The sequence below is a fragment of the Endozoicomonas sp. ALC013 genome (genome assembly GCF_049310205.1).
GTDB lineage: Bacteria > Pseudomonadota > Gammaproteobacteria > Pseudomonadales > Endozoicomonadaceae > Endozoicomonas.
The window spans coordinates 1-16,752 of sequence record NZ_JBLYNS010000117.1; the positions used below are offsets into that span (position 1 = coordinate 1).

13 protein-coding genes are annotated in these 16,752 nt (G+C 48.9%); 7 read left to right on the plus strand and 6 right to left on the minus strand.

The annotated features are described in order from the left end of the window. Positions 1-35 precede the first annotated feature (35 nt). The 3 genes from hemB (at position 36) to ACO6V1_RS17895 (ending at position 4,555) form a co-directional block, all read left to right on the plus strand. Positions 36-1,043: a porphobilinogen synthase gene (gene hemB, locus ACO6V1_RS17885; RefSeq protein WP_422467885.1), complete on the plus strand. Its 1,008-nt coding sequence runs from the start codon at positions 36-38 to the stop codon at positions 1,041-1,043. 222 nt (positions 1,044-1,265) lie between these two features. Beyond that, complete coding sequence (gene ppk1, locus ACO6V1_RS17890; RefSeq protein ID WP_422449804.1) at positions 1,266-3,455, plus strand: polyphosphate kinase 1; 2,190 nt, start codon at positions 1,266-1,268, stop codon at positions 3,453-3,455. A gap of 455 nt (positions 3,456-3,910) precedes the next feature. Next, complete coding sequence (locus tag ACO6V1_RS17895) at positions 3,911-4,555, plus strand: hypothetical protein (protein ID WP_422449803.1); 645 nt, start codon at positions 3,911-3,913, stop codon at positions 4,553-4,555. A gap of 253 nt (positions 4,556-4,808) precedes the next feature. Here ACO6V1_RS17895 and ACO6V1_RS17900 read toward each other — a convergent pair whose 3' ends face one another. Continuing rightward, positions 4,809-5,657: a carbon-nitrogen hydrolase family protein gene (locus tag ACO6V1_RS17900; RefSeq protein WP_422449802.1), complete on the minus strand. Its 849-nt coding sequence runs from the start codon at positions 5,655-5,657 to the stop codon at positions 4,809-4,811. 83 nt (positions 5,658-5,740) lie between these two features. Here ACO6V1_RS17900 and ACO6V1_RS17905 point away from each other — a divergent pair, with 83 nt between their 5' ends. Beyond that, positions 5,741-6,526, plus strand: coding sequence for an NRDE family protein (locus ACO6V1_RS17905; protein WP_422449801.1), 786 nt, complete (start codon positions 5,741-5,743; stop codon positions 6,524-6,526). A gap of 41 nt (positions 6,527-6,567) precedes the next feature. Next, entirely contained in the window at positions 6,568-6,993 is a 426-nt protein-coding gene (locus tag ACO6V1_RS17910; protein ID WP_422467887.1) for a hypothetical protein, read from the plus strand. A gap of 240 nt (positions 6,994-7,233) precedes the next feature. Here the strand turns inward: ACO6V1_RS17910 and ruvX are convergent, their stop codons facing one another. The 4 genes from ruvX to gshB form a co-directional block, all read right to left on the minus strand. Further along, positions 7,234-7,683 (minus strand): Holliday junction resolvase RuvX, encoded by a 450-nt coding sequence (gene ruvX / locus ACO6V1_RS17915; RefSeq protein WP_422449799.1) that lies wholly within the window; start codon positions 7,681-7,683, stop codon positions 7,234-7,236. An 18-nt stretch (positions 7,684-7,701) separates the two neighbouring features. Then, positions 7,702-8,274: a YqgE/AlgH family protein gene (locus tag ACO6V1_RS17920; protein ID WP_422449798.1), complete on the minus strand. Its 573-nt coding sequence runs from the start codon at positions 8,272-8,274 to the stop codon at positions 7,702-7,704. A gap of 71 nt (positions 8,275-8,345) precedes the next feature. Then, positions 8,346-9,236, minus strand: coding sequence for an energy transducer TonB (locus ACO6V1_RS17925; RefSeq protein WP_422449797.1), 891 nt, complete (start codon positions 9,234-9,236; stop codon positions 8,346-8,348). Positions 9,237-9,396: 160 nt separating this feature from the next. After that, positions 9,397-10,329: a glutathione synthase gene (gene gshB, locus ACO6V1_RS17930; protein ID WP_422467890.1), complete on the minus strand. Its 933-nt coding sequence runs from the start codon at positions 10,327-10,329 to the stop codon at positions 9,397-9,399. A gap of 537 nt (positions 10,330-10,866) precedes the next feature. Here gshB and traF point away from each other — a divergent pair. Beyond that, positions 10,867-12,027, plus strand: a complete 1,161-nt coding sequence (gene traF, locus ACO6V1_RS17935; protein WP_422449796.1) for a conjugal transfer protein TraF — start codon at positions 10,867-10,869, stop codon at positions 12,025-12,027. Between the two features lie 112 nt (positions 12,028-12,139). Here traF and ACO6V1_RS17940 read toward each other — a convergent pair whose 3' ends face one another. Next, on the minus strand, positions 12,140-15,493 hold the full coding sequence (locus tag ACO6V1_RS17940; RefSeq protein WP_422449795.1) for a hypothetical protein: 3,354 nt from the start codon (positions 15,491-15,493) through the stop codon (positions 12,140-12,142). Positions 15,494-15,915: 422 nt separating this feature from the next. On the opposite strand from ACO6V1_RS17940, the gene ACO6V1_RS17945 reads away from it, so the two are divergent. Further along, a partial coding sequence (locus ACO6V1_RS17945) for a hypothetical protein (protein ID WP_422467889.1) occupies positions 15,916-16,752 on the plus strand: 837 nt, incomplete at its 3' end.

Genomic DNA, 16,752 nt, shown 5'->3' on the forward strand with positions numbered 1-16,752 from the left:
GTTAACTACTTACAACCTCAAAAGGATAAAGAAGTATGATTCATCGCCCCTTTCCTGCTGCCCGCCCGAGACGGATGCGTTACAACGACTTCTCCCGCCGTCTGATGCGCGAAAGTCAGCTTTCCGTGGACAACCTGATTTATCCACTGTTTATTGTGGACGGTCATCAGCAGCGCCAGGCCGTTGCGTCCATGCCCGGTGTTGAGCGCCTCAGCATTGATTTACTGCTTGAGGAAGCCGCTGAGCTGGTGGCGCTGGGCATTCCGGCCATCGCCCTGTTTCCAGTGACACCCGCGGACAGGAAGTCCGAGCTGGCAGAAGAAGCCTGGAACCCACAAGGCCTTGCCCAGCGCGCGGTTCGAGCTCTGAAAAACCAGTTCCCGGAGCTGGGTGTGATTACCGATGTCGCACTGGATCCCTTTACTTCCCACGGTCTTGATGGCCTGACCAATAAAGAGGGTTATGTGGTCAATGATGAAACGGTTGAGGCTCTGGTCCGTCAGGCCCTGTCCCACGCCGAAGCCGGCGCAGACATTGTGGCCCCGTCAGACATGATGGATGGCCGGATTGGTGCCATCCGCCAGCGCCTGGAAGAAGAAGGCCATATCAATACCCGCATTCTGGCTTACTCAGCCAAATATGCCTCCAATTACTACGGCCCGTTCCGGGATGCGGTGGACTCGGCCGGTAACCTCGGCAAAAGCAATAAGTTCAGTTTTCAGATGGACTTTGCCAACAGTGATGAGGCAATCCACGAGGTGGCTGCCGACCTGGCAGAGGGTGCCGATATGGTGATGGTAAAACCAGGCATGCCCTACCTGGATATTGTTCGCCGGGTTAAGGATGAATTCAAGGTCCCGGTCTTTGCCTACCAGGTCAGTGGTGAATACGCCATGCACAAGGCAGCGGCGGCCAATGGCTGGCTTAATGGCGATGCCGTGATGCTGGAATCCCTGATGTGTTTTCGCAGGGCCGGTGCGGATGCCATTCTGACCTATTTTGCCAAGGATGCGGCAAGAGCGCTCCGTAAAATGAACTCTTGATAAAACAGGTAAACGTTCATGCAGGGAGTAGTCTTTATTATTTCTGTTAGAATAAAATGAATAATGCGACATTCTCCCTGCCCTATTACTTCCGCTCCGAGAGTCGCCTGTTCACCGGGCCATTGGTTGAATATCTGACAAACGTCACTGACAGGATCCATGACAAAAGCCACTGAAACCGGTCATCATAAGCCAGTGCTATTTTGCTGAGAAAGAGGTCATATGGATACCCCCCAACAGTCGGATGTTCAGGAAACCCGGGCCCAATCATCTGAGCTTGCCGAGCCAATGGCCAGCAAGCCCCCAAAGGTCAGTGATTATCAGAACCCTGACTATTACATTAATCGTGAACTCAGCCATCTGGCGTTTAATTTCCGGGTGCTGCAGCAGGCGTTAAACGAAGAGTACCCGCTGTTGGAGCGCTTCCGGTTTCTGCTGATTTTCAGCTCCAACCTCGATGAATATTTTGAAATCCGGGTCGCGGGCCTGATGCAGCAGATCGACTTCTCCCGTGAGCAGGTGGGCCTCGATGGCATGGGACCACAGCAGGTCCTGAAAGAGATCAGCCAGAAGGCCAAAGAATACGTTGCTCTGCAATACCAGATATTGAATGAAAGCCTGTTACCTTCTCTGAGAAAAGAGGGTATTCGCTTTCTGCGCCGCAATGAGCTGACGGAAAAGCAGCAGACATGGATCAAGCGCTTCTTCTACCATGAAGTGATGCCCATTATCAGCCCTATCGGGCTGGACCCTGCCCATCCGTTCCCAAGGCTGGCGAACAAGCTGCTCTGCTTTATTGTCTCTCTGGAAGGCAAAGATGCTTTTGGCCGTGATACCGGTATGGCCATTATCCCGGCACCCCGGTCGTTACCCCGTATTGTCAAAATGCCTGAAGATATCTGTGATGGCCGGGAGAATGATTATGTATTTCTCTCTTCGATTATCCATCGCCATGTCAGCGACCTGTTCCCCGGCATGGATATCAAAGGCTGTTATCAGTTCCGACTGACCCGTAACAGTGACCTGGATCTCGAAGATGAGGTTGAAGACCTGGCCAAGGCACTGCAGGGCGAACTGCTCTCCCGTCGCTATGGTAAAGCGGTACGACTGGAAGTAGCCGACAACTGCCCACAACCGCTGGTGGATTTTCTACTTAATGAATTTGGTTTGACCAATGAAGACGTTTACCAGGTCAGTGGACCGGTCAACCTGACTCGCATGATGTCCATCTGCGACACCAATGACAAACCGGGCCTGGTCTTCCCGCCGTTTACCCCCGGCTACCCAAAAGGCCTGCACAGTAAACGGAAGCACAGCAACAACGTACTGGATCTGGTGGCCAAACAGGACATCCTGCTCCACCACCCCTTTGAGTCATTCACTCCGGTAGTGGATATGCTCCGTCAGGCCGCCAAAGACCCTGATGTCCTGGCCATTCGGCAGACGCTGTACCGCACCGGTGCTCACTCAGAAATGGTGGATGCCCTGGTAGAAGCCGCCAGGCAGGGTAAAGAGGTGACGGTTGTGGTAGAGATCCGAGCCCGGTTTGATGAAGAGGAAAACCTGGCCCTGGCCCGTCGCCTGCAGGAAGCAGGGGCCGTCGTCGTATACGGTGTCGTCGGCTATAAAACCCATGCCAAAATGATGTTGATTGTTCGTCGTGAAGGTCGGCATATTCAGCGTTATGCTCACCTTGGCACCGGTAACTATCACGCTGGCAATGCCCGTCTCTATACCGATTACAGCCTGCTGACCTGTGACAAGATACTGACCAACGACGTTCATAAAATCTTCCAGCAGCTGACCGGGATGGGACGTGCGGTTCGTGTCCGTAAGCTGTTCCACGCGCCTTTCACGCTGAAGAAGAGCCTGATTGATCTGATCAACCAGGAAACCAGTAACGCCAAAGAGGGAAAACAGGCCCGGATCATCATCAAAATCAACTCACTCACTGAGTCTCATATCATTAAGGCGTTGTTCAAAGCGTCTCAGGCCGGTGTTGAGGTGGATCTGATCGTTCGGGGCATCTGCTGCCTGAGGCCCGGCATTGAAGGGCTGTCGGAAAATATCCGCGTACGCTCCATTGTCGGACGGTTTCTTGAGCACACCCGTATCTACTACTTTGAAAATGGCGACGATGACGCACTGGTCTACTGTTCCAGTGCGGATGCCATGATCCGAAATCTGGACATGCGTATTGAGACCTGCTTCCCCATTGAAGACCCGAAACTGGCCGCTCGCATCAAAAAAGAATTGGACTACTACCTCTCCGATAACACCCGCAGCTGGCAGCTGCAAAGTGACGGTGAGTATGAGAAAAACCGGCCGGTCCGGAGTCAGCGCCGACGTAATGCCCAGGAACGGTTGATGGATGCGTTGGCGATTATTGCTAACAAGCCGTCTACTGATTAAGACGCTGTTATTTGATAACTTTGGCATTTTAGTAAGCGCCACCCGCTATCCGAAAAAGACAGGTCACTTGTGCTTTTGCGGATAGCGAGCCAGTACATGGTTTCAATGAGTTTGACGTGTACGATCTCCGTTCACCCTGAGCGGAGTCGAAGGGTGCTTGGCACGATCTATCAGAATCCGGAGTTTCCGACTTTAGGCCGTATGGGTCCTTCGACAGGCTTCAGGATGAACGGGGTGTACGGGTATTAACGCTTCTCTGCACTAGTTCTATGTAATTACCCCTCTCTGGTCGTAGTTCAGGACTTACCCCTACTTTATAGCCAATCTTCCCTTCATATTCTTTTATCACTGACAATTTTTAAGAAGTGTTTGAATTATTTCCTGAGAATTGACTCTATTTCTAAGCCACTACGCTACACGACTGAGATATATCAATATTTTATGAGATTCCTGAAATGCACAACTTAAATTATCGAGCCGATGTCAATCAGAGTCGATCATCAAGGCTGGCTGAACTCGAGCAAAAGTTTGATAAGAATAACTCCTCACAAAATAAAACCAGGGCGTTTTCCAGCCGCACATGTGTTGTTGCGCTGGCTGTCGGTTCAGCAATAGCCACTATGGGAGCACTGTATTATTTGGCTAGCAGCCAAAGCAGTGTTCAACCGTCGTCATTAAGTGAACGATTAATTACTCCAGGATGCCTTAATACCGACCAATTCACCTATTTTACCGGTATACATCCCTTCAATGACAATGACAATGACAATGATATTTATTGCACTTACACTGATAAAACCCTGCCCGAACAGATGGCAGAATTAGTCGATCACGGAATCATTAGCGTAATTGAGCACGCAGGAAACATAATTTACCATGGTGCAAAGAACACCTTTGAATGTATCAATCAAGGGCTTACCTGGCGACAGTATATTGATGAATCTGTGTGCGTTAGTATGGATGCAGGTACTTGTAGTTCTCTTGGTGGATATACTTCTACAGGTAGCAGTATATGTTCGCCGGCAATTGACCTTCAAAGTTCTGCCAGTAAATTATGCAGTAGAGATCTTGTGGAGCTGTGTAAATGGCAGAACTCTTAGGGTGGACATTAAGCTTACCCCTCCATTTTCAATGGCTTTTGAATGGAACCACGAAGGACACCAAGAGCACGAAGGAAAAGAAAATCTCTTCTTCGTGCTCTTGGTGTCCTTCGTGGTTCCATCTTTAACTTCCCGAAGAGGGGAGTAGATGCTTAATGTCTACCCTAAGTAGCAGAACTAGTAGGCTTATTATGCTCCGAGAATAGACTGCCCCTTTTTTGCCACAGAGTCACAGAGGAAAAGATTTTTTCTTTCATCCGTGCCTCCGTGACTCCGAGGCAAGTTTTTTTCTATCCAGGATGAGTCTGCGGTGGTTTAAGCAAGGCATTCGCCGACGAACTCTCGCCAGTTCATCCAGATCCAGTTCTGCCATAATCACCGCAGCCCCTTCTGCAGGGGCTTGTGCCAGAATATCCCCCCAGGGTGAAATGATCATACTGTGGCCATAGGTCTGTCGGCCATCAGGGTGGGTACCCGCCTGATTGGCTGCCAACACATAACATTGGTTTTCAATCGCCCTGGCTCTCAACAGCACTTCCCAATGGGCTGCACCGGTTACTTTTGTGAAGGCAGAAGGTATGGTTAATATGGTTGCCCCCTGCGCCACCAGAGTGCGAAATAACTCGGGAAAGCGAAGGTCATAACAAATTGACAGGCCAATCGTTGCCTCACCAATATCCACCAGCCCTAACCCGGCTCCGGGGATAAAATCATCGGATTCTCTATACCGACCTTTACTGTCAGATACCTCGACATCAAACAGGTGCATTTTGTTGTAGCAGGTGACTTCATCCCCTGCGGGGCTATACACAAGACATGAGGCATGGTTGCGCCCGTCACTAATATCCCGCACAGGTACTGAACCGCCCACAAGCCAGCTACCCAATGTTCTGGCTGTTGATGCCATCCATTCCCTTATTTCATCCGCTTGCAGAGCCGCTTCAGCCTGGGGGCCTCCCAGCATGGCAAAGCATTCGGGTAATACAATAATGTCTATTTGCTGTTGTTGATAAGCCGTTAACTGACTTTCAATATCCGCAAGATTTTTTGCCACAACCCGGCCCGAGCAAACCTGAACCACCGCCGCCTTGAGTCTACTCATTATTATTTGCCTGTGCTTTTTCGCTGGATGGATGATAATTTATTTCTCGCGTGACTTCATAACACCACAAGATCGTCAACAACATGTGCCTTATAGTTTTTTCATGGCAGCCTGATAGCCAGTATCCACTGATTCTGGCGGCCAATCGAGATGAATTTTATCAACGCCCGACACAGGCAACCGACTTCTGGAACGATTCGCCCGATGTCTTTGGAGGCCGGGACCTGGAAGCTGGCGGCAGCTGGCTGGCCATTAACAAAAATGGCCGCTTTGCTGCCGTTACCAACTACAGGGAAGTTCCCAGCCCTGCTGGCTTATATTCCAGGGGGGCGCTGGTGGCCAACTTTGTCACAGGTTCCCAGTCGGCATCTGACTATTTACAGGCGGTTCAGCAACAGAGCGATAAATGGTCAGGGTTCAATCTCCTGACTATGGATTCAACCGGCCTTTATTACTTGAGCAACCGCGCAAAAGACCACAGTATTGCTCCTCTCCCCCCCGGGATCTATGGTTTGAGCAACCACCTGCTGGACACACCATGGCCAAAGCTTATGAGAGCACGTACTGGCTTTACCAGGGCAATCAAAGAGTCCATCCCCCCCGTTAGCAAACAGCTTATTGAACTGATGCACGATAATTATCAACCACCGGAGGAACAATTACCGGATACCGGGGTCAGCAAAGAGGTAGAAAAACTGATTTCCAGCTGCTTTATTGCCAGTAAAGAGTACGGTACCCGCAATACCAGCGTATTGATGATTGATCATCACCATCAGCTGCAATGGGTGGAACAGGAGTACCTGCCGGAAGGCGCTGTCGGTGAACAGCGTCAGTTCAAATTCACACTGGAGCAGAATCAGCTAAGCTAGTACATCAATTGCAAGTTGCCCGATTGAACTAAGGATTTCCTATGCTTAACCGCTTTCGCCCGTTACTGCTTCTCTCTTTGTTGGCACTGCCGATCAGTACCCTGGCTATCGATAACTGGATAGCCGTTGGTTCAGCGAAAGCCAGGGTCAGTGAAAATACCTTAACCATTTTTCCCCAGATGGAAGAGTCCTACAGCAAGCTTCGTTTCCATATATCCAATGGCGATATCATCTTGCGTCAGGCTCGTATCTATCTGGCTAAAGGTGAGGTATTTCATATCAACCTGCAAAAAACCATTCGAGGTAAAAGAAATGGTGATGAGGTACAGGATTACTCAAGGACAGTGCCACTGAGCAGTTCACAGCAGAGCCCACTGGCGAAGATCAAGGTATTCTATAAATTCAAACAGCAGCAATTGGCAACCCAGCCGGTCATTGTTGAGCTGCTTGGTGTGCCTGTAACCTGAGATGGGAATAAGCGCTGCCCGTAAAAGACAGATTGCTTGCGCCTTTGCGGGAAGCGACCTTAGGAGCTGTCCTGAAATAATTTCCACATTTCTGGGTTTCAAAACTACGTTCGTCCTGAGTGCTGAGCTTGTCGAAGTATCGAAGGATGAACGGAGATCGAGTTCAAAATGTGGAAATTATTTCGGGACAATTCCTTAACAAGCCTCAGTCAAATGCGGAACTTATTGCGAGACAATGTCTTAATGACTCATAAGATGTTCATTCTGAGGATCATTCAGCCAGGCTTCCAGGATAATCTGGGCGGCCATGGCATCCACAGGGTTTGATCCGTAATGCCCTTTATGGCCAAGCTTGCTGGCCCATTCTTTGGCCTCAAAAGACGTCAGTCGTTCATCCGCTGGATAAAATGGCAGGTTGAAGCGTCCATGAATCCGGTTACCAAACTTTCTGGCGCGGCGCGACATGTCGGATTCTGAGCCATCCATATTCAATGGAATACCGACGACAATGGCATCGGGTTTCCACTCCATGATCAGGGCTTCAACCTGGCTCCAGTCCGGGATTCCATCTTTTGCTTTTAACGATGGCAGGGCGGAGGCGGTTCGGGTAATCACCTGCCCGGCCGCAACACCAATGTTACGGGTTCCGAAGTCAAAACCCAGTACGGTACTTAATTTCTTAGCGGTCATTGCTTTTTCAAAAGAAACTTATGCATGGCCAACCTGATCAGAAATCAGGTTGATATTGACACCCAGTGTACTGGCAGCGGCACTCAGTCTCAGGTGGTAAGGAGTATCGAAAACAATGGATGGATGGGCCTCACAGGTCAGCCAGACATTCTCGGAAATTTCCTTTTCCAGCTGACCCGCGCCCCAGCCTGCATACCCAAGAGCCACCAGTGCCTGCCTCGGACCTTTGCCTTTTGCCATGGCCACCAGTACATCGGTTGATGTCGCCAGTTGCAGCCCGGGGCATATCTGCAAGCTGGCATCCCAGCTGGATTCCCCTGAATTCAGCACAAAACCCCTCTCCTGGGATACCGGGCCTCCAGAGTATACCGCATGCTGACTCACGCCTGACTGCTCATGGTGATCAATGCCAATCTGTCGGAATATCTCGCTCATCGGCAGAGTGCTTGGTCGGTTCACCACAATGCCCAGGGCACCTTCCGGGCTGTGCTCACAGATAATGGTCAGCGTTTCAGCAAAAGAAGGGTCGGCCATGCCGGGCATGGCAAGAAGAAAGTGACTTTTGAAATTCTGGAAAGGGACACTGCTCATAGCGGCAGTATCAGGGTAAAGGGCATTTATGGCAAGTCTTGATACCTATATTCCCGCAATACAACAGGCCTTTACTGACTGAACAGTCGATCCCCCGGCTCAAAGCGCCAGGTACGTATGATCTCGACGATATCATAGCTCTTAAGCGTGTCGTCAAATGGGGCAAAGGGCGAAGCCATTCTGACAATGCGCACCGCAGCATCGTCCAGAACCCGATAACCCGATGAATCCAGTATCTCAACATTGGACAATGTGCCATCCCGGTTGATGGCAACCATCAAGCGCAGCTCGCCATAGAGCTTCTGCTTACGTGCCTTTTCCGGGTAGTTGATGTTGCCCACTTTCTCAACCTTCCGCCGCCAGGACTCTTTGTAAAATGCCCCGGCTTCCTGCAGGGTTGAGGCCGCTGTCAGCCTTTTGATACGAGGGCGTTTGGCAAACTCCTGGCGCTGCTGATGGAACTGGGCTTCAAGGCTGGCAATTTCATTTTTCAGGTCAATGTGCTTGCGTGGCTTGTCTTTTTCAACGGCAATAGGCTCTTGCTTTTCACGGTCATCGGTTGCCGAAACTTGCTGCTGGCTCTTTGCCCTGGTGGTAATACGGGTCTGTTCTGTCACGGCTTGCTCTGGTTGAGCCGCGGTTTGTGACTGTGGCTTGACTTCCTTGATGGTGTCTTCCTGAAACTGTGCCTGCTGGTCACTGGAGGGCAATGCTTTTTCATCCAGAGTACCGCTGCCCTGTTGATTGATCTGGGCCAGGTAGTCGGCTTCTTTGGGTTTCTCTTTGCTTTGATAGCTGGCCAGAGTCACTTCCAGGGTTGGCGGTGGGGCAGGCTTGTCATTAAAGCTAAACGTTATCCCCAGCACGATCAGAACGTGCAGAGCCCCCGCCATAAAAAGGGTAAAACCCAAACGGTCTGCCGTCGATACTGCTGCTGATGAAATGGTCGCTGGCTGAGTCATAGCTTTCTGATTACTGCTTTCCCTGGTAAAGCCCGATGGCAGAGCCGTCCTGATTACTACAATTGAGCCCTTCTATCAAAGGGCTCCCGGGAGCCTGTCGGACTTAAGACTATAGGCAAGATTCTGCTGGAAAAAAACAGTCTATAGAATAATCGTCTGGTCAGGGCCTGGCCTTGAGTTTTTCCTCGATCTTATCCATCAACTGACCGGCGATATTGAGTCTAAACTGGTTGTCCAGCTCACGGATACAGGTTGGTGAGGTAACATTGATTTCTGTGAGGTAGTCGCCAATAACATCCAGCCCGACAAAGATCAGGCCTTTCTTGCGCAGCTCGGGCCCTACCTGACGGGCAATCCACAGATCCCGCTCACTCAGGGGGCGTCCTTCACCGGTACCGCCTGCGGCCAGGTTGCCCCGGAGTTCTCCGTTAGCAGGAATGCGCGCCAGGCAGTACGGGACGGGTTCCCCATCGATCATCAGGATGCGCTTGTCACCGGATTTAATATCCGGGATAAACTTTTGAATCATGGCCTGATGCTGGCCCATTTCCGTCAGGGTTTCCAGGATCACGCTTAAGTTCGGATCATCTGGCCGGGTCCGGAAAATAGAACTGCCGCCCATGCCATCCAGTGGCTTCAGCACCACATCACCATGTTCTGCCGCAAACTCTTTCAGCAGCCTTGGACTGCGGGAAACCATCACCGGGGGCGTGCACTGTGGAAACAGTGTGGCAAACATTTTTTCGTTGCAGTCACGGATACTGCGGGGGTTATTCACAATCAGAGTACCTGCCGCCTGAGCCTGCTCCAGCAGATAAGTGCTGTAAATGAATTCCATATCAAAGGGCGGGTCCTTGCGCATCAGGATGACATCCAGCGCATCCAGCGGCATCTCACAGCGCTCATCCAGGGCAAACCAGTTTTCAGGATCAGCATTGACGGTTAACGGCTTAACGCTGCCCATGGCAACACCTTCTTTCTGATAAAGATCGGCCTGTTCCATGTAAAACAGCTGCCAGCCTTTCTGACTGGCCGCCAGCAGCATGGCAAGGGAGCTGTCTTTTTTGTAATTGATGGAGGCAATAGGATCCATCACAATGCCGAGTTTCAACGCTTTCACAATATATACCTTTTATACTATCCAGCAGGATTCAGGTTAACTTCTCTATTTCCAAACATCATGAACATAAAGACATTGCGTTTCAGTGTCTGCTGAGCGTTATTGCTATGAACTTTTTGGCGAGTTGTACTGTCAGACAAGCAACGAAAAATAATCGAGTGGTACTGGCCGCTGATGGGTTCACATATTGCTCAAAATACGCTGAACAGTCAATCACTGCGGCTGACAGCGCCTTATTTACCGCATGAGCTAACCATTCTGCAAAATCTTATTATTGGCGATACAAAAATAAATAATTTACATTTTGAATCTATTACCAGAAGCCAGATCACTAAAGAAATATAAAAATCATTTTTACTGGTTGAGTACTAATGCTGAGTCGTTTTTATAAAAGACCAATGCCGGGTCCATTGCTTTTATTCAACCATCAATAACCTGCCAATACTCTTTGTGGCGTGATAGTCTGGTAATAACGGACAACAATAAAACTAACAAAGCAGGGAGCATTTCATGAAACTTCACAAAATAGCCGTTGCGACCACAGCCGTCTTTCTCTCCGGAGCTGCTCAGGCATTTGATGCCAGGACAATAGCTCAAGGTGGAGCTGGAGTGGCTGTCGGGGATTACACACACCATATTCTAAACCCTGCGCATTTGGCGTCCTTTGATCAGGATGATGATCTTGGTGTGAATCTTGGTTTTGGCGTGCTTTTACAGGATAAAGATGATCTGGTCGACACAGCCGACAAAGCATCTGATGCCGTGAATGCACTTGATGACCTGACCGGTAATTATCAGGCAAAGGCGCAACTGGCTCTGGACTCTTTAGATAACCTGGCCAATAAATACCTGAGCGTCGAAGCTGGAGGGAATGGATTTATTGCTATTCCAAACAGTGTTATGCCAGCAAGCCTGTATGTGACCAGTGTACTGAAAATGTCGGCAGGCGTTGGTGAGATTAGCACTGACGACAGGGATGATATACAAGATGCCATAACCGACGGTAATAGCAGTGCTGTAACGGTCGATGATCTGGAAACTCAGGTTGAAGCCAGCGCCGTAATGACTGTTGACGTTGGTATCGCTGTCGCCAATGAAGTAAGCACCGAATTGCCTGGCAAGTTGAATGTTGGTGGAGTGCTCAAATACCAGCAAATAACATTGATCGACTACAGTGAGGCAGTTGCGGCATTCGATGATAATGCTCTGCTGGATACAGAGTCCAGTCACAGTAACTTCAATATCGACCTTGGAGCCGCCTATCAACTGAATAATATACTGTCTTTTGGTCTTACGGCGAAAAACCTGATTGGCAAAACCTATAAGTCAAAAGACTCAACCTCTGAATATAAGGTAAAGCCTGAGTTAACGGCTGGTGTGGGTGTGGATTACGGTATCGCGTCCATAATGGGTGACCTGCAGCTCACCTCGACCGGTGGCTACGGCGCTGTTCAGGAGAATCGCTATGCAAGTCTGGGCATTACCCTGGACTTCTGGGAGCATGCACGCCTCTCGGCTGGTTATCGGACTGACCTTGAAGATAATTCAGGGAATGTACTGACAGCCGGTGTCGGCTTGTCGCCATGGGATTTGTTTGGTCTGAATGTGGCAGTTATGGTGGGCGAGGATAATACCTACGGCGGTGCGTTGCAATTCAGTGCAAAATTCTAAGGCAGGGCCGCAATTTACCATAACAACATGTGAAAGGATGAACCCGGGGAAATGCCACAGACGTACACGCTCGTGTAACTTCTGTGGCATTTTTGACAACTAATGAAATATATCAAGGCATAATTACAGCGGACGTTTGTATGAAACTACTCCCCCGTCGTTTAGGGGCAGGGCCGGTATTTTGGCGACCGGCGTCATTATCAGGCTCGGCGCGTTGCCTTTTGCGTCGTTTTGGCACCATTCGGTAAAAGACTCGCCCTTCATGGTCATCAGCCACCACCGCAAGCTCACGCTCATTCAGTATCTTAGCGCCGACACAGTCCGGTTGTTTGAGTATCTGCTCCAGCTCAGATTGTCGCGGCGTGCCAATGGCAGGCAGGATGCCCTTCTGTTGCAGTCGCCTGATCTCTGCCTTAAAAGCCCTGCCGGTAGCTGACGATAGCCATTTTGTTTCCAGGCTGGGCAGTTCCTCGGCAACGACAATAACCTTTTCCTTCAGGGTCATGGTGGGTAACCGAACTTGCCGCAGCTCCTGCTCATTGTGCAGCTTTCGGTAGGCACCGGCGAAGCCGATACCCGGGTCCCAGCAATCAGGTGCTCTGGTACTATCCTTGTGCCTGGAATGCTCCGCAAAGCAGGGCTGGACCCCGGCTTTTTGCGCGATAACGAGCCGCACCAGGTCATCCAGACTTTCGCGCAGGCACATATAAGGCTCGGGTGCCCGTTCAATCCGTAACCGTCGTTTATCGTTATCAACCGACAGGCCGTATTTACGTGAGAACGGGTTGTCATGGGTGTGATGATGCCAGCCCCCGGTGATGCTGGCCAGATTCCGGAACGTCAACAGTGCTGCCTGGATCAGCTGCGTGAACTCTGGATGATTGACCACGCCCAGCAGCTCAATGGCTTCCGGGTGAAAATAGCCGTCATTGAGGGCTGCAGCAGTCAATTTTGCTGAACCCGGTGTCCGGTTAATTGCGGGAAAGTCGGGCCTGGGCGGAAAGACCCGCATAATATCCACAGTATCTCCGAAACGGAGCACCTGACGCAGTAGTAGCTCATCTTCCGGGCACTGGTCATCGGCGGTGAAGGGTTCCTGCACCGGGTGCATTTTATTACTGTTTTTATTGCGCAGCGCATCGGCCACCAGGGTAATCAGCGGCACGGGGTACTGCTGCAACTCACTCATATCGCGCAGAAACAGTTCGGCGGCACGCAGCTCTTCATTTTCTTTGGCTGCAACTTCAGCGACAGCGTCGTGGTACAACTCGGCAATCGGCAGTAACTCTTGCAGCAGCTGATGCTGCTTCAGTAATTTTTTGAAGGGCAGGTGAAAGTCGGTGAGTATCTCCAGCAGAAATTCAGTGGCCAGTTGCGTACGCAGGGCATGGTCCAGACCATGGAAATGACGATGACAGGGATTTAACCCCGTAGCGATGATGGCTTTTGCCTGACTTGGATGGGGACTCTGATAGTAGTGCTGGCCAGCCTCCCGGGTAAGCGCCCGATAGCGCCCCATGCGTTGAGACTCCCGTTGATCAAAGATCGGCGGTGTGGCCAGCAACGCCTCCAGCCAGTCGCGGCTGAAATCCTTGTCCGGTGAGCGGTTGATAGCCCTGCACCTGTCTATTAAGTACAGTTCATCCTGATAAAAGATAGCTCCTTCATGTGATCGACTAATGGTAGATGATATACAGCGTACATAGCTCCATAACTCCTTATCATTGTAACGCTGGGTAGACAGGCCCTTTTCCAGTACCTGCTTCAGGGCCAGGCCGCTGGCTTTTTTATCCAGATAAAATGATGTGTAAAGTTCATCACTGAAGATTTGCCGGCACTGTCGTTGAACCCGGCCGACAGGGTGCCGCTGCTCCAGGACTCTTGCCAGATTATTCACCAACTTGCGAAATCGCTCCAGGATTTTATCAGGATCAGTAACAATCCACTTGGTGGAATTAGAAACGATTTGCCATAACGTCTCGTAACGTATGATCTTGAGTTCGGCCTCAGACAGCAGGTTTTCCCGATAAAATTTCCCGGCGGCTATTATTGGAAAAAGGCTTCTACTCACCCTGAATCCCCAGCCAGCGAAATTAATTCGTGAGCCATTCGCAATCAGCAGGCAATGTACCAGTGGGTTATATAAAGAGCTGAGACGACCTAGCAATATTACCGGGACAAATACTTTCTTTTTTAACAGTGCTCTGCAGATCTTGCCTTGTGCGGCAAAGGTGGTTCGCATTAACTTCCGGGAACGATTCTTGCCAATATGGTGCCGGAAAAAATCATCAATATCTGGATACTTGTAATCTTTACAATCTTGATAGGTAAAAACGGGATTATAAGTCAATTGATCCATGAGTGTTGTCGGTAAGCCGATGCTGTCAATCAATTCATCATCTATTTCTGACAGCATGGTAACGGCTTTGTCGGCTTCCAGATTAACAATGGCCTGCTTGATACTTTCCATATTTATGGGTTGAGGTGTATTTGCTACAGCAGTCACACTTTCGGGGATATTGTTCATCAATAGCTGCAAGAAGCGCTTATAGCCTGCGTGAGCCAGCAAATTACAGAGTTTGCGTTCTTCGTCAAGGGATCGGGTGTAGCGAGTAAATACTCGGGCGTTGTCTGCTATTTTTTTGAGCAGAGTACCATTAAGTTCCACCGGTGGCAGCAATCCCCCCCGAAAGCTGTCGTACAGAAAAATAACAATGGGCTTTGGCATTTGACCAGCATCATCATCGAACTCAAGGAGTAAAATTTTCTCCATAAACTTGGCAATATTAATAAAACACTGCTCCCTTCTGAAATCCAGCAGGTATCCGCAATGGGTCTGGTCAAAGTTATATGGGCAGATGATCTCCGGGTAGTCGTTAGCATTCTCAACCTTTTGCAATAATGGCTGATGCAGTAAATAACCATCAAGACTGACATGGCCTGAGGAGCAAGCCACGAATAATGATTCATCCCGGCATTCCATTGTTTTATCTTTCAATGTGGCAAAGTCGGTAATTTTTTTTAAGCCTGCCTCAATCGTTTCGCCTTTTTTGTCAGTCGAGCCGTCCCGTTTATATGCCCACTTCATAATGCCGTCAGCAATCGGTTTATGAACGGTTACCACCCCTTTGATCGGGATATCTTTCCATTCATTCAAATCAAAAACCGGCTTTACAAGCACACGTTTACTGCCAGGGAACAGGCAGCTGAATGGCCTGAATTTTATTGCCCTGGTATTAATTCTTGTTCTTTCAGCCAATATTTTATTTACATCAACAACACGTATAGTCAAGCCAAGGTTACGATAAAATGATGAAACCAGGGTGGCGGCTTCAGATTCACCATGGCATAAATATTCCGTATATTTTCTGGAGTTAATCCCGTTAGCATCTTCTACTGATGACAGAGCATTGCCATCCGTTGCGGTATTAACCAGTTGAAAGTTTGCCTTAACAGGTAGAGACATAACAATACATACAATCTCGAATGATAATATTTTCTACTTATCGGAATTTGAAAAAGCAGATTAATTGGTTGATGCCTTGTCGGCAGGTTTGAGGCGGATGATAATTAGTTAAGTCCGAAAAGGCAATGAATGGAGCTGTTTTAAAGGTGAACGCTGGTAATAAATTAGAATTTGAAAATCATTCCAATTACCAGATTTCATGAGGAAAGTAATGAATCTCCATACTACACTGTCTTTATTTGTGTATTTGAAGCCATCTGTATTTAGCATTCCCTGATGTTTAATGGTTGTAAAAAAGTAGAAGTGCTTCAATTATTTACCAGGATAAGTCACTATTATTTTCATTTAGTTGTACTTTTTGGTCCGGAACTGATTGGTCCAGAACTGACTGATAATCAAATAACTCATTTGGTGGAATTGTTGTGAATATTCGAGCAAGCACATCCTCTCTGACAGAGAGTCATCAGGCCCCTGGTTCAGATAATAATTCTGCGGAGGTTAAAGGTTTAGAAAATATCTCAAGCCCTTCATTCTTCTCAGGGAGAGACGTTGAAGTAACTACTCAAAAAAGGCCGAAAGATTCCACATGCAATCCTCTACCTCTCGTTAAAATCTCTAAAACAATGGCAGAAACTGACGTTTTGTCAGGAAAAATTGAGCCGTTACACGTTAAACAACATACGACAGTTTCTTTTCAATCCCCATTGTCATCTTCCGTTGTGTCAGGACAACCGTCACAAATCCCTGCCCGTAAAATGGCCAGCCCTCACTCTTTATTGTTATCACCAAATGAGTTGACCGATCAAATCCGGCTCAAGACCTATGAAGAGTTAAAGGCATGTAAAACCTTACCGGTATTTTATGTTGCCTACCCCCATAGAGCGGTCCGTTTAACTGAGTCAGCAAAACAACGTATGTATGACGATGGCCTCTCTATTGACGACGTGAAAAACGCTCTCCATCTCACCACTGGTAAATCTGCGCTCAATCAAACACCTGACCAGAGTTTTGACCATCTTTATTACATCGCTAATCACAAGGTAATCGTTCATCTTATGAAATATACCGAGGATAATATTTTTAAACGCACTGTATTTAAGCCAGGGATCGACGTGTTTGAATATTTCAATGAACCTAAACAACAATGGTTACCTGCCGAGGCAGTAAGGAGTTTTGATTTTCCTGAACCGTTAATCGACCCAAGATACATTCAGATGGAGGAAATTCTAAGTCTTGGAGCAGGTGGATATGTGCTTATA

Excerpts from the sequence above, each read along its gene's own strand:
- hemB (WP_422467885.1), top strand. The coding sequence starts at position 36 with ATGATTCATCGCCCCTTTCCTGCTGCCCGCCCGAGACGGATGCGTTAC.
- ppk1 (WP_422449804.1), top strand. The coding sequence starts at position 1,266 with ATGGATACCCCCCAACAGTCGGATGTTCAGGAAACCCGGGCCCAATCA.
- ACO6V1_RS17895 (WP_422449803.1), top strand. The coding sequence starts at position 3,911 with ATGCACAACTTAAATTATCGAGCCGATGTCAATCAGAGTCGATCATCA.
- ACO6V1_RS17900 (WP_422449802.1), bottom strand. The coding sequence starts at position 5,657 with ATGAGTAGACTCAAGGCGGCGGTGGTTCAGGTTTGCTCGGGCCGGGTT.
- ACO6V1_RS17905 (WP_422449801.1), top strand. The coding sequence starts at position 5,741 with ATGTGCCTTATAGTTTTTTCATGGCAGCCTGATAGCCAGTATCCACTG.
- ACO6V1_RS17910 (WP_422467887.1), top strand. The coding sequence starts at position 6,568 with ATGCTTAACCGCTTTCGCCCGTTACTGCTTCTCTCTTTGTTGGCACTG.
- ruvX (WP_422449799.1), bottom strand. The coding sequence starts at position 7,683 with ATGACCGCTAAGAAATTAAGTACCGTACTGGGTTTTGACTTCGGAACC.
- ACO6V1_RS17920 (WP_422449798.1), bottom strand. The coding sequence starts at position 8,274 with ATGAGCAGTGTCCCTTTCCAGAATTTCAAAAGTCACTTTCTTCTTGCC.
- ACO6V1_RS17925 (WP_422449797.1), bottom strand. The coding sequence starts at position 9,236 with ATGACTCAGCCAGCGACCATTTCATCAGCAGCAGTATCGACGGCAGAC.
- gshB (WP_422467890.1), bottom strand. The coding sequence starts at position 10,329 with ATGGATCCTATTGCCTCCATCAATTACAAAAAAGACAGCTCCCTTGCC.
- traF (WP_422449796.1), top strand. The coding sequence starts at position 10,867 with ATGAAACTTCACAAAATAGCCGTTGCGACCACAGCCGTCTTTCTCTCC.
- ACO6V1_RS17940 (WP_422449795.1), bottom strand. The coding sequence starts at position 15,493 with ATGTCTCTACCTGTTAAGGCAAACTTTCAACTGGTTAATACCGCAACG.